The organism is Variovorax sp. YR752 (assembly GCF_943372545.1).
The window spans coordinates 1-14,907 of the sequence record NZ_CALRZC010000211.1; the positions used below are offsets into that span (position 1 = coordinate 1).

Here is a 14,907-nt window from a genome sequence, read left to right on the forward strand (position 1 = left end):
GCAGGTGATGAGCAGCAACCCGCAGCTGTTCTGGGGCCTGATCGCCTCGATGTGGGTCGGCAACCTGATGCTGGTGATCCTGAACCTGCCGCTGATCGGCATCTGGATCAAGCTGCTGACCGTGCCCTACCGCTTCCTGTTCCCGGCCATCATGTCGTTCTGCGCGATCGGCCTGTACACGCTGAACAACAACAACTTCGACGTGTTCATGGCGGCAGGCTTCGGCATCGTCGGCTACATCTTCTACAAGCTCTCCTGCGAGCCGGCGCCGCTGCTGCTGGGCTTCATCCTCGGGCCGATGATGGAGGAGAACCTGCGCCGCGCGCTGCTGCTGTCGCGCGGCGACTGGGGCACCTTCGTGACGCGGCCGCTGTCGGCCGGCCTGCTCGTCGCCGCGGTGTTGATGATCGTGGTGGTGATGCTCCCGTCGATCAGGAGCAAGCGCGAAGAGGCCTTCCAGGACGCCGACTGACACGCGCCGTGAGCGCGGCGCCACCGTCGTCGCTGGCCCCGCTGAAGGGGCCGGTGTTCCGCATGCTCTGGCTGGCCTGGCTGGCCGCCAACGTCACCATGTGGATGAACGACGTGGCGGCAGCCTGGCTGATGACCTCGCTGACCGACAGCGCCGTCATGGTCGCGCTGGTGCAGGCGGCCTCCACGCTGCCGGTGTTCGTGCTCGGCCTGCCCAGCGGGGCGCTGGCCGACATCGTCGACCGGCGCCGCTACTTCGCCGTCACGCAGCTGTGGGTGGCCTGCGTCGCGGTGGTGCTGTGCCTGTGCGCGATTGCCGACGTGCTCAGCGCGCCGCTGTTGCTGGCGCTGACCTTCGCCAACGGCGTCGGCATGGCGATGCGCTGGCCGGTGTTCGCCGCCATCGTGCCCGAGGTGGTGCCGCGGCACGAACTGCCGTCGGCGCTGGCACTCAACGGCGTGGCGATGAACATGTCGCGCGTCATCGGCCCGGTGGTCGCCGGCGCGCTGCTGGCCGGCGCCGGCAGTGCCTTCGTGTTCGCGCTCAACGCGGTGCTGTCGGTCGCCGCCTTCGTGCTGATCCTGCGCTGGAAGAACCAGCGCAAGGCCAGTGCGCTGCCCGGCGAGCGATTCCTCGGCGCGATGCGCGTCGGCCTGCAGCACGTCATGCAGTCGCCGCGCATGCGCAACGTGCTGATCCGCATCTTTCTGTTCTTCCTGCAGTCGACGTCCCTGACCGCGCTGCTGCCGCTGGTGGCGCGCAACCTGCACGGCGGCGGCGCGGGCACCTTCACGCTGCTGCTGGCGGCGATGGGCAGCGGCGCCGTGGCCACCGCGCTGTACCTGCCGCGGCTGCGCCAGGGTGTCAGTCGCGACCAGTTCGTGAGCTGGGGCACGGGAGTGCATGCCGTGGCATCGATCACCGTGGTGTTCTCGCCGACGCTGTGGCTGGCGGTGCCGGCGATGGCGATTGCCGGCATGGCCTGGATCGCCACTGCCAACTCGCTGACGCTGGCCGCGCAGATGGCGCTGCCGAACTGGGTGCGGGCGCGCGGCATGTCGATCTACCAGATGGCGCTGATGGGCGGCAGTGCGGCCGGCGCGGCGCTGTGGGGCCAGGTGGCAGGATGGACCAGCGTGCCGGCGAGCATCGTCGCTGCCGCGGTTGTCGGCCCGCTGGTGCTGCTGCTGACGCGGCGCCTGTCGGTCGACGGCGGCGAGGACGAGGACCACAGCCCGGCCAAGCCCGGCAGCGCGGCGCCGGTGCCGATCGTCGAGCCGCTGGCCGACGACGGGCCGGTGATGGTGACGGTCGAGTACCTGATCGACCCCCGCCGCGCCGATAACTTCATCGAGATCATGGAACAGACACGCCGCGCGCGGCTGCGCCAGGGCGCGTTGTCGTGGGGACTGTTCCGTGACCCGGCGGTGCCCGGCCGCTACCTCGAGTACTTCCTCGACGAGACCTGGGTCGAGCACCTGCGCCGTCTGGAGCGTTTCACCGCCGCCGACGTCGGCCTGCGCGAGCGGCGCATGGCCTTCCACCTCGGTGCCGAGCCGCCGAAGGTGCAGCGCTTCATCGGCGAGGCGATCGACTAGGGCCCGTTGGCACTACGGGGATGCGTGCCTCCCCGTAGTGCTAACAGGCCCTAACATCGGCGCAGGAAGTACATCGATGCAAACAGTCCACCCCCTGCGCGAATCCCTCCACCACGAGGTGCACGCCCGGCCCTACGAGCGCATGAGCGCGCCGCTGCTGCTGTCGCACCTCGCGCTGGTGGGCAACGCCGGCGACGCCGAGCGCCAGCATGTCGCCGGCCTGCTGCGCGACCGGCAGCTCGCGGTGCCCGCCGAAGGCGGCAGCCACCTGAGTGCCGACATCGGCGGCGTCCGGCTGCGCTGGGAGAAGCACGGTGAGTTCCACACCTGCACCTTCTGGCGCCAGCTCGCCGAGGTGCCGGAGGGTTTCGCGCCGCTGCCGATCGACGACGTGCCGGCCGACTGGCGCGCCGGGCTGCCGGGCGAATGGCTGGTCGGCCTGCACGTGCTGGTCAAGCCGGCGATCACGCCGCGCGCTGAGCTGCCGCCGCTGGTGCGCAGCATGCTGAACGACGACAGCCTGGTCGGCGCGCGGGTGATGGACGGCTCGGCCGATGTCTACACCGACTTCCGTCTCTACGGCGACGGCTTCGCGCGCTGGGTCGTCGTCGCCGGCGACATGACGCCGCGCCGCCTCGGCCGCCTGGTGCAGCGCCTGCAGGAGATCGAGACCTACCGGATGATGGCGCTGCTCGGCCTGCCGGTGGCGCGCGAGGTCGGCGCGGCGCTGGTCGGCGCCGAGCGCGACCTGGCCGACGTGGCCGAGCGCATCCGCACCGCCAGCCCCGACGACGAGCAGGAGCTGCTGCGCCAGCTCACGCAGCTCGCGGCGCGTGTCGAAGGCCTGTATGCCCGCACGCATGCGCGCTTCTCGGCCAGCGCGGCCTACTTCGAGCTGGTGCAGCGGCGCATCGACGAGCTGCGCGAGGAGCGTGTCCACAACCTGCAGACGGTGCGCGAGTTCATGGACCGCCGCCTGCTGCCGGCGATGCAGACCTGCGCCTGGGCCGGGCGGCGGCTGCAGGCGCTGTCCGAGCGCATCTCGCGTGTCTCCAACCTGCTGCGCACGCGCGTCGAGATCGAGCAGCAGCAGAGCAGCCGCGAACTGCTCGACGCGATGAATCGCCGCCAGAAGGCGCAGCTGCTGCTGCAGAGCGCGGTCGAGGGTTTCTCGGTGGCCGCGGTCACCTACTACGGCGCCGGGCTGGTGGGTTATGCCGCCAAGGGCGCCAAGTCGGCGGGCTGGAATGTCTCGCCCGATGTGGCGGTGGCCATCGCCATTCCGCTGATCGCCATCGGCGTGTGGCTCGGCGTGCGCCGCCTGCACCGCGAGGCGCAGGCCGCCGCCGACACGAACTACCAGGAGTCCCGCAGATGAGTTCTTCCTTCGACTGGGCTGCCGGCTACCCCAGCCAGCGCCTGCCGGTGTTCGGCCGCAACATCGTCTCCACCTCGCACCCGCTGGCTGCGCAGGCCGGGCTGCGCATGCTCGGGCAGGGCGGCAACGCGGTCGATGCGGCGATCGCCGCCGCCGCTGCCATGACCATCGTCGAGCCCTGCAGCAACGGCCTCGGCTCCGACGCCTTCGCCATCCTCTGGGACGGCGACAAGCTGCACGGCCTGAACGCCAGCGGCGGCGCGCCGAAGGGTTGGACGCCGGAGTACTTCCGCACCCGGTACGGCGACGACGCCCGCGCCCCGGCCAAGCGCGGCTGGGACAGCGTCACCGTGCCCGGCGCGGTGGCCGCCTGGGTGGCGCTGTCGGAGCGCTTCGGCCACCTGGCCTTTGCCGACCTGATGGCGCCCGCGATCGAGATCGCCGAGCGCGGTTATGCCGTGCCCTGGGTGGTGCGGCAGAAGTGGGCGATGGCGGCTTCCCTGCCCGAGCTGACCGGGCAGCCCGGCTTCGCGCAGGCCTTCCTGCCACGCGGCCGTGCGCCGGAGGTCGGCGAGCTGTTCCGCTTCCCCGAGGCGGCGCGCACGCTGCGGCTGATCGCCGACACCTACGGCGAGGCCTTCTATCGCGGCGAGGTGGCGCAGGCGATCGAGCAGCATGCGAAGGCGCACGGCGGCGCCTTGACCGCGGCCGATCTTGCCGCGTTCCGGCCCGAGTGGGTGGAGACGATCTCGACCGCCTACGCCGGCCACGAACTGCACGAGATCCCGCCGAACGGGCAGGGCATCGCGGCGCTGATCGCGCTGGGCATCCTGTCGCACTTCGACCTCGCCGGCATGAAGCCCGACAGCGTGAGCGCGCAACACCTGCAGATCGAGGCGATGAAGCTGGCCTTCGCCGACACCTATCGCTACGTGTCCGACCCCGCCTCGATGGAGGTGACGCCGGCGCAGATGCTGGACCCCGAGTACCTGTCGCAGCGCGCCAGGCTGATCGACCGCCACCGCGCGCAGGACTTCGGCGCCGGCAACCCGGTCAAGGGCGGCACCATCTACCTGACCGCGGTCGACGAGCGCGGCATGATGGTCAGCTTCATCCAGAGCAACTACATGGGCTTCGGCTCGGGCGTGGTGGTGCCGGGTTACGGCGTCTCGCTGCAGAACCGCGGCCACGGCTTCAGCCTGAGGGCGGGCAGCCCGAACCTCGTCGCGCCGGGCAAACGGCCCTTCCACACCATCATCCCGGCCTTCCTGACGAAGGGCGGCGCGCCGCAGATGAGCTTCGGCGTGATGGGCGGCAACATGCAGCCGCAGGGCCACCTGCAGACGCTGGTGCGTTTGCTCGACTTCCGCCAGGAGCCGCAGGCCGCCTGCGACGCGCCGCGCTGGCGCTTCAACCAGGGCCGCTCGATCAACGTCGAGGCGACCATGCCGGCGGGCACGCGGGAGGGGCTGCGCGCGCTCGGCCACCAGGTCGAGTCCTTCCAGGACAGCTACCAGGACTTCGGTGCCGGCCAGTTCATCTGGCGGCTGGGCGATCCGGCGGTCGAGGGCTACGTCGCGGCCAGCGATCCGCGGCGCGACGGCCTGGCGGCGGCGTTCTGAGCGCGTCCGATTCCACATCGGCGACGGGCCGCCGCGACCTGCTCGTCGCCCAGGCGCTGATCTTCGTCGCGCCGGCGCTGTGGAGCGTCAACTACCTGGTGGCGCGCTGGGCGCCCGGCGTGATCGCGCCGCATGCGCTGGCGCTGGGGCGCTGGACGGTGGCGGCGCTGGTGCTGCTGGCCTTCTGCCACCGCGAGATCGCCGCCAAGCGCCAGTTCGTGCGTGCCGAGGCGTTGCATTTCCTGGTGCTCGGCGCGCTGGGCATGTGGGTGTGCGGCGCCTTCGTCTACATCGGCGGGCGCAGCACGGCGGCGGTCAACATCGGCCTGCTGTATGCGGCGTCGCCGGTGCTGATCGCACTCGCTTCGGCGCTGTGGCTGCGCGAGCGCTTCGGCGTGCTGCAGGCGATCGGCGTGGCGCTCGCGTTGGCCGGCGTGCTGCACGTGCTGCTGCGTGGGCAGTGGGCGGCGATCGGCGAGCTCTCGCTCAACCCCGGCGACCTGTGGATCGCGGTGGCGGTGGTCTGCTGGACGGCCTACTCGCTGCTGCTTCGTGCCTGGCCCTCGGCCTTCTCGCCGCTGGCGCGCCTGACGCTGATCTCGGCCGGTGGCGTGGTGGTGCTGATCCCCTTCACCGCCTGGGAGGCGCTGGCCTGGCTGCCGAGCGAACCGTCGTGGCGCAGTCTCGCGCTGGTGCTGGCCGCGGCCCTGATCCCCGGCGCCGCGGCCTACGCCGCCTACTCGTTCATGCAGCGCGCACTCGGCGCGGCCCGCGTCTCGGTGGTGCTCTACCTCGGCCCGCTGTACAGCGCCGGGGTCGGGTGGGCGGTGCTCGGCGAGCCCGTGCACTGGTTCCACGCCGTCGGCGCGGCGCTGATCCTGCCCGGCATCTGGCTGAGCACGCGCCGCTGATCGCGGGTTCGCGGGCGGGCTTCGTGTGACGGCTCGCACGCCGACGCACAGCGCCCGCGCGCGCAGCGTCGTGGCGAACCCTAGACTGCGGGACAGACGTTCACCGCCACTGGCACTCGCTCATGTCGAACAACAACAGCCTCGACTTCCGCCCCTCGGGCTCCATCGATTTCGAAACGGTGGAGATCCCCGCTTCGACCGCAGCCGTGCCCGCGTCGCCGGCGCCGCCGCAGGCGCCTGCCGCGCCCGTCGACGACAGGATCGACACCGATCCGCTGTCGATCAACTTCGGCCGCGAGAAGGCTCACAAGCCGCTGTCCACCGAGCGCATGCTCGCCGGCACGACGATCGACTGGCTGATCTCGTTCCCGATGGAAGCGCGGCCGAAGGCGCTGTGCGACAAGTACCCGCACGTGGCCAACCGGCTTGCGCAGGGCTGGGCCGACAAGCCAGCATCGCGCCAGAGCGTGCAGGCACTGGTCGACGACACGCGCTGGGGCAGCGCCGGCTTTGCGGCGCAGGTGCAGGGTGAGTTGCAGCGCCTGCTCGTCGGCCTGGGCTGACCCGCTGCGCCAGGCCGCGCTTCACATGAAGCGCGCCGCCAGTTCCTTCATGATCTCGTTGGTGCCGCCGTAGATGCGCTGCACGCGTGCATCGGTGTACAGCTCGGCGATCGGGTACTCGCTCATGTAGCCGTAGCCGCCGAACAACTGCAGGCACTCGTCCATCACCCGGCCCTGCTGCTCGGTGACCCAGTACTTCAGCAGCGCGGCGCGGTCCACGCCGAGTTCGCCTTTCAGGTGCGCGACCATCGCCGCATCGACCATCGCCCGCGCGGCCAGCACCGTGGCCTGCACCTCGGCGAGCTTGAAGCGCGTGTTCTGGAACTCCCAGATCGGCTTGCCGAAGGCGCGGCGCTCCTTCACGTAGGCCAGTGTCTCGGCCAGTGCCCGCTCCATCGCGGCGATGCCGCCGAGCGCGACGATCAGCCGCTCCTGCGGCAACTGCTGCATCAGCTGCGCGAAGCCCTGGCCTTCGGCGGGGCCGAGCAGGTTCTCCACCGGCACCGGCACATCGTCGAAGAAGAGTTCGGCGGTGTCCTGCGCCTTCATGCCGATCTTGTCGAGCAGGCGGCCGCGGCGGAAGCCGCTGGCGTGCTCGGTCTCGACCACCAGCAGGGACATGCCCTTCGAGCCTTCTCCGCCCGTGCGGCAGGCGACGACGATCAGGTTGGCGTTGCCGCCGTTGGTGATGAAGGTCTTCTGGCCGTTGAGGACGTAGTGCTCGCCACTGCGCCTGGCCGAGGTGCGGATCGCCTGCAGGTCCGAACCCGTGCGGGGCTCGGTCATCGCGATCGCGGTGATGAACTCGCCGCTGGCCATCTTCGGCAGCCAGCGGCGCTTCTGCTCCTCGCTGCCGTAGTGCAGCAGGTAAGGCGCGACGATGCCCGAGTGCAGCCCGCCGCCGAAGCCGCTGAGGTTGGCGCGTGCCGCCTCCATCAGGATCACCGCGTCGTGGCCGAAGTCGCCGCCAGCACCGCCGTAGGCTTCCGGCACGGCGGCGCACAGCAGGCCCTGCGCGCCGGCCTCGATCCAGGCTTCGGCGGGCAGGCGGCCGGCCTTGCGCCATTCGGCGGCGCGTGGCACCCAGCGTTCGGTGAAGAAGCGGCGCGCGGCATCTTCCAGCGCGCGGTGCTCGTCGTTCATCCATGCCGAGGGAAAGTTGGCGATGGCCATTGATTGCTCCTCAGGCGGCGGCCTTGGCGCCGCGCTTGCGCGCCGCCAGTTGCTGGCGGGAGGTCTGGTTGATCAGCCGCAGCTCGGCGAGCGTGGCCTCGATGTGGGCGCGCTTCGCCTCCAGCTCGGCGATCGCCGTGTCGGTGCGCGTGATCACGTAGTTCAGCTGCTGGGCGCGGCCCTCGCCGTGGTCGCCGTAGAGATCGAGGTAGTGCTTGATCTCGGCCAGCGGCGAGCCGATCGCCTTGGCGCGCAGGATCAGCGCCAGCCGCGCACGGTCGCGCCGCGTGTAGACGCGCGTGCCGTTGATGCGCCGCGGCGCGAGCAGGCCCTTGTCCTCGTAGAAGCGCAGCGCGCGCAGCGTGACGCCGAACTCGCGGCACAGCTCGGCGATGCCGAACAGCTCGCCGGTGCCGTCGTCGCGGTGCGAGGCGACGAAGGCGCGTGCGGTGTCGTCTTTCGCCATCGAAGTGCCTAGACGACCCGCTGCATGCGCAAGGCCACGCTCATGTCGCCCGCCACCTTCAGCTTGCCGGTCATGAAGCCGGTGGCCGGCTCGAGCTCACCACGCAGCATGGCGGCCAGGTTGTCCAGCGTGATGCCGACGCTGCAATCGGCCTCGGCGGCGCGGTTGTCGACCGTGTTCGGTGTCGCCTTGCCGTCGACGTAGATCGAGCCGGCCTCGCCGCAGTCGAAACGCAGCGTGGCATTCAGCCCGCTGTCGTCGCCGACCTTGCTGCGGATGGCGCTGGTGCTTTCGTCGAGGGTCATGGTCCGTGGGCGTGAGTCGCGGGTGTCCGGCATGCTAGGGCGCGAGCTCGGCGACAGGCACCGTGTAATCACCAATACGCGATTCAGGTGACGTTAACGTAATCTCGATGGCCATGAGTGCACCGTCGCGTTACGCCAGCGTGCTGCGCCCCGGCCTGTTCGCCGGGCAGCTGATGTGGGTCACCGGCGGCGGCAGCGGCATCGGGCGCTGCGTCGCGCACGAGCTGGCCTCGCTGGGCGCCACCGTGGTGATCAGTGGCCGCACGGCCGAGAAGCTCGAGCGCGTGGCGGCCGAGATCGCCGAGGACGGTGGTCAAGCCATCCCCCGCGCCTTCGACATCCGTGACGAGGAGGCGGTGAAGTCCCATGTGGCCGGGGTGGTGGCGCAGCACGGCGCGATCCACGGCCTGGTCAACAACGCCGGTGGCCAGTTCCCCGCGCCGCTGATGGCGATCAGCAAGCGCGGCTTCGAGGCGGTGGTGGCCAACAACCTGACCGGCGGCTTCCTGATGATGCGCGAGCTGTTCCTGCAATCGATGCAGGCGCACGGCGGCGCGATCGTCAACATGACGGCCGACTTCCGCAACGGCATGCCCGGCATGGGCCACAGCGGTGCGGCGCGCGCCGGCATGGCCAACCTGACGCAGACGGCGGCCTTCGAATGGGCGCATGCCGGCGTGCGGGTCAACGCGGTGGCGCCGGGCTGGATCGCCTCCAGCGGCATGGACACCTACGGGGGGATGACGAAGGCCATCATCCCCAGGCTGAAGAACCACGTGCCGCTGCGCCGCATGGGCGCCGAGGCCGAGGTCAGCGCCGCGATCTGCTTCCTGCTCAGCCCGGGCGCAGCCTTCATCACCGGCGTGACGCTGGCCATCGACGGCGGCGCGCCGCTGGGCAGCCCGCTGTTCCCGAGCCTGGACCACGACAGGTCGCAGCCCTTCGACGGCTTCCACCGCGCCGCCACGCCCGAGGTGCTGAAGGGCGGCTCCTGATGCCGGTGCTGCAATCGAAGCTCGACCCGGCGGGCGCCGCCTTCGCCGCCAACGCACAGCGCATGGCCGAGCGGCTGGACGAGGTGCAGCGGCTCGAGGCGCTGGTGATCGCCGAGAGCGAGTCCAAGCGCGAGCGCTTCGAGCAACGTGGCCAGCTGCTGCCGCGCGAGCGCGTGGCGCGCCTGCTCGACCGCGGCTCCGGCTTCCTCGAACTGAGCCGCCTGGCCGGGCTGGGCATGCACGACGACGACGGCCGCAAGGCCGTGCTCGGCGGCGGCAGCATCGTCGGCGTTGGCACGGTGGCGGGCAAGCGCGTGCTGATCTCGGCCAGCGACAGCGGCGTCAAGGGCGGCACCGTCGCGCCGATGGGCCTGAAGAAGGCGCTGCGTGCGCAGGAGATCGCGCGCGAGAACAGGCTGCCGCTGATCTACCTGGTGGAGTCGGGCGGCGCCAACCTGATGTACCAGGCGGAGATCTTCGTCGACGGCGGGCGCAGCTTCGCCAACCAGGCGCGGCTGTCGGCCGCGGGCATCCCGCAGATCGCGGTGGTGCACGGCTCGTCGACCGCCGGCGGTGCCTACCTGCCGGGCCTGTCCGACTACGTGGTGCTGGTGCGCGGGCGCAGCAGCATCTACCTGGCCGGCCCACCGCTGGTGAAGGCTGCCATTGGTGAGGACGCCACCGACGAGGAACTTGGCGGCGCGCAGACCCATGCCGAGGTCACCGGCCTGGGCGAGTACCTGTGCGAGAACGACGCGCATGCGGTGGCGCTGACCCGCGAACTGATGGACAAGCTGCCGTGGGACACGGTCGGCGCAGCGCGATCGTTCGAGGAACCGCGCTTCGCCGCCGAGGAACTGCTGGGCATCGTGCCTGCCGACGAGCGCGAACCCTACGACGTGCGCGAGGTCATCGCGCGCCTCGTCGACGGCAGCGACTTTCTCGAATTCAAGCCCGGCTACGGCAGCGAGACGGTCTGCGGCCACGCGCGCCTGCACGGCCACGCGGTGGCCATCGTCGGCAACAACGGGCCGATCCAGCCCGCGGGCTCGACCAAGGCCGCGCAGTTCATGCAGCTGGCCGACCAGAGCGGCACCGCGCTGCTGTTCCTGCAGAACACCACCGGGTACATGGTGGGATCCGCCGCCGAACGGGGCGGCGCGATCAAGCACGGCTCGAAGATGATCCAGGCGGTCGCCAACGTGCGCGTGCCGAAGTTCACCGTGGTGCTCGGCGGCAGCTACGGCGCCGGCAACTACGGCATGTGCGGCCGCGGCTTCGACCCGCGCTTCATCTTCGCCTGGCCGTCGGCGCGCACCGCGGTGATGGGCGGCGCGCAGGCCGCCAAGGTGATGGACATCGTCAACCGCGGCAAGCTCGAACGCGCCGGCCAGGCTGCCAACGAAGAGGCGCTGAAGGCGATGAGCGATGCGCTGAAGAACCGGCTCGACAAGGAGTCGACCGCACTCTTCGGCACCGCGCGGCTGTGGGACGACGGGATCATCGATCCGCGCGATACGCGCCGCATCCTCGGCCTGTGCCTCGATCTGGCCCACGAGTCCGACGCCCGCACGCTGCGACCGAACAGCTTTGGCGTTGCCCGTTTCTGAACCAGGAGCCCCGCGATGAAGTTCACCCCCGAGCACGAGCAGATCGCCGACACGGTGAAGCGCTTCGTCGCCAAGGAGATCAACCCGCACGTGGCCGAGTGGGAGGCCGCGCAGCAGTTCCCCAGCCACGAGGTGTTCAAGAAGCTCGGCGACCTGGGGCTGCTGGGCATCAAGTACCCGACCGAGCACGGCGGCATGGGCCTGGACTTCAGCTACTCGATGGTGATGGCCGAGGCGCTGGGCGAATGCAACTGCGGCGGCGTGCCGATGGCCATCGGCGTGCAGACCGACATGGCCACGCCGGCGCTGGCGCGCTTCGGCGCGGAGGAGCTCAAGCGCGAGTTCCTCGCCCCCACGATCGCCGGCGACTACGTGGCCTGCCTGGGCGTCAGCGAAGCCAGCGGCGGCTCCGACGTGGCCGCGGTGAAGACGACCGCACGCATCGACGGCGGCGACTATGTCATCAACGGCTCGAAGATGTGGATCACCAACGGCCTGCAGGCCGACTGGTGCTGCCTGCTGGCCAACACCTCGGAGCAGGGCGGGCCGCACCGCAACAAGAGCCTGATCGTGGTGCCGATGGATGCCCCCGGCATCACGAAGCAGAAGATCCGCAAGATCGGCATGGATTCGTCGGACACCGCGCAGCTCTTCTTCGACAACGTGCGCGTGCCGCGCCGCCACCTGATCGGCCAGGAGGGCATGGGCTTCACCTTCCAGATGCTGCAGTTCCAGGAGGAGCGGCTGTGGGGCTCGGCCAGTTCGCTGCGCAGCCTCGACCGGCTGATCGACCAGACCATCGAGTACACACGCCAGCGCCAGGCCTTCGGCAAGAGCATCCTCGACAACCAGGTGGTGCACTTCCGCCTCGCCGAACTGCGCACCGAGGTGGAGGCGCTGCGCGCGCTGACCTACCGCGCGGTGGAGATGTACATCGGCGGCAAGGACGTCAGCAAGCTTGCCTCGATGGCCAAGCTCAAGTGCGGGCGCCTCTCGCGCGAGGTGGCCGATTCCTGCCTGCAGTACTGGGGCGGCATGGGTTTCACCTGGGACAACCCGATCTCGCAGGCCTACCGCGACAGCCGGCTGGTGTCGATCGGGGCGGGGGCCGACGAGGTGATGCTGGGCATCATCTGCAAGCTCGAAGGCACGCTGCCGAAGGCCGCGAGATGAGCGCCGACACGCGCCAGCCGGCAATCCTGTCGCGTCGCGATGGCGCGGTGCTGCACCTGACGCTGAACCGGCCGCAGGCGCGCAATGCGATGAACATGGCCATGGTGCTCGCCTTGCGCGAGGCGCTGGCCACGGCGGAGCGCGACGGTGGCGTGCGCGTGCTGGTGCTGCGCGGTGCCGCCGGCCACTTCTGCGCGGGTGCCGACATCGCCGAGATGGCCACTGCGCGCATGAAGCTCGCGTCGAATCCGGACGCGATCGCCGAATTGAACGCGCAGTTCGGCGAGCTCTGTGCCGACTTCGGGCGTACCGGCCTCGCGGTGGTGGCGGTGGTGGAGGGCACAGCGATGGGCGGTGGCCTCGGCCTCGCCTGCGCCGCCGACGTGGCCATTGGCGGCGAGAGCGCGGTGTTCCGGCTGCCCGAGACTTCGCTGGGCGTGGTGCCGGCGCAGATCGCGCCCTACCTGGTCGAACGCCTGGGCTACTCGCAGGCCCGGCGGCTGGCCGTGACGGGCGGGCGCATCGATGCCCGCCGTGCGCTGGAGATCGGCCTGGTGCACGAACTGCACCCGGACGCGGCGCTCGACGACGCGCTGGCGCGCACGCTGCACGACATCCTGCACAACGCACCGCAGGCGGTGGCCGCCACCAAGGCGCTGATGGCCAAGGCACGGCTGCACTCGCCGGCCTCGCTGATCCAGGAAGCGGCGGAGGTGTTCTCGCGCGCTGCCTTGTCCGCCGAGGGCACGGAAGGGCAGACTGCCTTCCTGCAGAAGCGCAAGGCGAACTGGATGCCGCAGTGACGTTCGAGACGATCCTCATTGCCAACCGCGGCGAGATTGCCTGCCGTGTGATCCGCACGGCGCGCCTGCTCGGCTACCGCACGGTGGCGGTGTACAGCGATGCCGATGCCGACGCGCTGCACGTGCGCCAGGCCGATGCCGCGCTGCACATCGGCGCCTCGACGGCGGCCGAGTCCTATCTCAACGCGGTGGCGCTGATCGAGGCGGCAAAGCGCAGCGGCGCCGACGCCGTTCATCCCGGCTACGGCTTCCTCAGCGAGAACGCCACCTTCGCGCAGGCCTGCCTGGATGCTGGCCTGGTGTTCATCGGCCCGCCGCCGGAGGCGATCCGGGCGATGGGCGACAAGGCCGCGGCCAAACGACGCATGCACGACGCCGGCGTGCCCTGCGCGCCGGGCTACCTGGGCGAAGCGCCGGACGATGCCACGCTGCGCGCGGAAGCGCTCAAGCTCGGTTTCCCGCTGCTGGTCAAGGCGGTCGCCGGCGGCGGTGGCCGCGGCATGCGGCTGGTGCGTTCGTCCGACGAACTCCACGAGGCGATCGCCGGTGCGCGCCGCGAAGCCCGCAGCGCCTTCCGCGACGATGCGCTGATGCTCGAACGCCTGATCGAACACGGCCGCCATATCGAGATCCAGGTCTTCGCCGATGTGCAGGGCCAGGTGATCCACCTCGGCGAACGCGACTGCAGCGCGCAGCGGCGTCGCCAGAAGGTGATCGAGGAGTCTCCCTCGCCGGCGGTCTCGCCGGCGCTGCGCGAGGCGATGGGGCGTGACGCGGTGGCGGCGGCGCGCGCGGTCGGCTACGTCGGCGCGGGCACGGTGGAGTTCATCGTCGACCAGGCCGGGCGCTACTTCTTCCTCGAGATGAACACGCGGCTGCAGGTCGAGCACCCGGTGACCGAGATGGTCACGGGGCTCGACCTCGTCGAATGGCAGTTGCGTGTGGCTGCCGGCGAGCCCCTGCCGCTGGCGCAGGAGCAGGTGGCGATGTGCGGCCACGCGATCGAGGTGCGGCTCTGTGCCGAGGACCCGTACGACGGCTTTGCACCGCAGACCGGCCCGGTGCTGCACTGGCAGCCCGAGGCGGCGCTGCAGCCCGGCATCCGCATCGACCACGGCCTGGCCGAAGGTGGCGCGCTGAGCCCGTTCTACGATCCGATGGTGGCCAAGCTGATCGCCCATGGCCGCGACCGCGCCGACGCGATCCGCCGCCTGCGCGCGGCGCTGCAGGCTTCGCCGCTGCTGGGGCTGGCGAACAACGGCCGATTCCTGCTCGACCTGCTCGACCACCCCCGCTTCCGCCAGGGCGAGGCGACCACGCAGTGGCTCGATGCCGCGCAGGCGCAGGGCGACGCACTGTACGCGCGGCCGCAACCGGCCGAGGAAGACTGGTGCCTGGCCGCTGCCGCCTTCGCGCTGCGCGAGGGCGCGCCGTGGCGGCCCGACAGTGTGGCGGCCTGCGACCTTGTGCTGGCCTGCGCAGAGCGCCGCCAGACGCTGCGCATCCGCGTTGCGGCCGACAGGCGTGTGCAGGTCGCGCTCGCCGGCACGATGCACACGCTGCAACTGCACGCCCAGGATGACGCCTCGCTGCGCTACGAGTGGCAGGGCGTGCTGCGCCGGCGTGTCGCGCGCTGGCAAGGGGCCACGTTGCACCTGGCCTGCGAGGGCCATGCCTTCGTCTTTGCCGAGCCATCGCCGCTGCCGGCGGCCGAGAGTGTCCGCGACCCGCGCCGTGCGCTCGCGCCGGTGGCGGGCGTGGTCGCCAGGCTGGCGGTGAAGGAGGGCGACGCCGTCGAGGCCGGCCAGGCGCTGGCCTGCATCGAGGCCATGAAGATG

14 protein-coding genes are annotated in these 14,907 nt (G+C 70.8%); 11 read left to right on the forward strand and 3 right to left on the reverse strand.

The window, feature by feature from the left end; translation table 11 throughout:
• The 6 genes from AAG801_RS32800 to AAG801_RS32825 all read left to right on the forward strand — a co-directional run.
• Window positions 1–472 (forward strand): tripartite tricarboxylate transporter permease (locus AAG801_RS32800; RefSeq protein ID WP_341892169.1); only part of this gene is annotated, 472 nt, incomplete at its 5' end.
• Window positions 473–480: 8 nt separating this feature from the next.
• The gene (locus AAG801_RS32805) at window positions 481–2,070 is read left to right on the forward strand and encodes an MFS transporter (protein WP_341892170.1); all 1,590 of its coding nucleotides are present in this window, start codon (window positions 481–483) and stop codon (window positions 2,068–2,070) included.
• A gap of 76 nt (window positions 2,071–2,146) precedes the next feature.
• Window positions 2,147–3,448, forward strand: coding sequence for a DUF3422 domain-containing protein (locus AAG801_RS32810; protein WP_341892171.1), 1,302 nt, complete (start codon window positions 2,147–2,149; stop codon window positions 3,446–3,448).
• Window positions 3,445–5,070 carry a gamma-glutamyltransferase family protein gene (locus AAG801_RS32815; protein WP_341892172.1) on the forward strand — a complete coding sequence of 542 codons (1,626 nt, stop codon included), beginning with the start codon at window positions 3,445–3,447 and terminating at the stop codon, window positions 5,068–5,070. The genes AAG801_RS32810 and AAG801_RS32815 overlap by 4 nt, the downstream gene beginning before the upstream one ends.
• A gap of 59 nt (window positions 5,071–5,129) precedes the next feature.
• Window positions 5,130–5,981 carry a DMT family transporter gene (locus AAG801_RS32820; protein ID WP_341892182.1) on the forward strand — a complete coding sequence of 284 codons (852 nt, stop codon included), beginning with the start codon at window positions 5,130–5,132 and terminating at the stop codon, window positions 5,979–5,981.
• A gap of 122 nt (window positions 5,982–6,103) precedes the next feature.
• A complete protein-coding gene (locus AAG801_RS32825) occupies window positions 6,104–6,544 on the forward strand; it encodes a hypothetical protein (RefSeq protein ID WP_341892173.1) in 441 nt (146 codons plus the stop codon).
• Between the two features lie 21 nt (window positions 6,545–6,565).
• Here AAG801_RS32825 and AAG801_RS32830 read toward each other — a convergent pair whose 3' ends face one another.
• The 3 genes from AAG801_RS32830 to AAG801_RS32840 are packed head-to-tail and all read right to left on the reverse strand — an operon-like array spanning window position 6,566 to window position 8,488.
• Complete coding sequence (locus AAG801_RS32830; RefSeq protein WP_341892174.1) at window positions 6,566–7,717, reverse strand: acyl-CoA dehydrogenase family protein; 1,152 nt, start codon at window positions 7,715–7,717, stop codon at window positions 6,566–6,568.
• A gap of 10 nt (window positions 7,718–7,727) precedes the next feature.
• A complete protein-coding gene (locus AAG801_RS32835; RefSeq protein WP_341892175.1) occupies window positions 7,728–8,183 on the reverse strand; it encodes a MerR family DNA-binding transcriptional regulator in 456 nt (151 codons plus the stop codon).
• Window positions 8,184–8,191: 8 nt separating this feature from the next.
• Window positions 8,192–8,488 (reverse strand): SCP2 sterol-binding domain-containing protein, encoded by a 297-nt coding sequence (locus tag AAG801_RS32840; RefSeq protein WP_341892176.1) that lies wholly within the window; start codon window positions 8,486–8,488, stop codon window positions 8,192–8,194.
• Between the two features lie 113 nt (window positions 8,489–8,601).
• Here AAG801_RS32840 and AAG801_RS32845 point away from each other — a divergent pair, with 113 nt between their 5' ends.
• The 5 genes from AAG801_RS32845 to AAG801_RS32865 all read left to right on the forward strand — a co-directional run.
• On the forward strand, window positions 8,602–9,483 hold the full coding sequence (locus tag AAG801_RS32845; protein ID WP_341892177.1) for an SDR family oxidoreductase: 882 nt from the start codon (window positions 8,602–8,604) through the stop codon (window positions 9,481–9,483).
• Window positions 9,483–11,093 carry a carboxyl transferase domain-containing protein gene (locus tag AAG801_RS32850; RefSeq protein ID WP_341892178.1) on the forward strand — a complete coding sequence of 537 codons (1,611 nt, stop codon included), beginning with the start codon at window positions 9,483–9,485 and terminating at the stop codon, window positions 11,091–11,093. Before AAG801_RS32845 ends, AAG801_RS32850 begins: the two co-directional genes overlap by 1 nt.
• Before the next feature lie 15 nt (window positions 11,094–11,108).
• Window positions 11,109–12,266: an acyl-CoA dehydrogenase family protein gene (locus AAG801_RS32855; protein ID WP_341892179.1), complete on the forward strand. Its 1,158-nt coding sequence runs from the start codon at window positions 11,109–11,111 to the stop codon at window positions 12,264–12,266.
• The gene (locus AAG801_RS32860) at window positions 12,263–13,069 is read left to right on the forward strand and encodes an enoyl-CoA hydratase-related protein (protein ID WP_341892180.1); all 807 of its coding nucleotides are present in this window, start codon (window positions 12,263–12,265) and stop codon (window positions 13,067–13,069) included. The genes AAG801_RS32855 and AAG801_RS32860 overlap by 4 nt, the downstream gene beginning before the upstream one ends.
• The coding region (locus AAG801_RS32865) for a biotin carboxylase N-terminal domain-containing protein (protein WP_341892181.1) at window positions 13,066–14,907 on the forward strand (1,842 nt) is incomplete at its 3' end. The genes AAG801_RS32860 and AAG801_RS32865, both read left to right, overlap by 4 nt.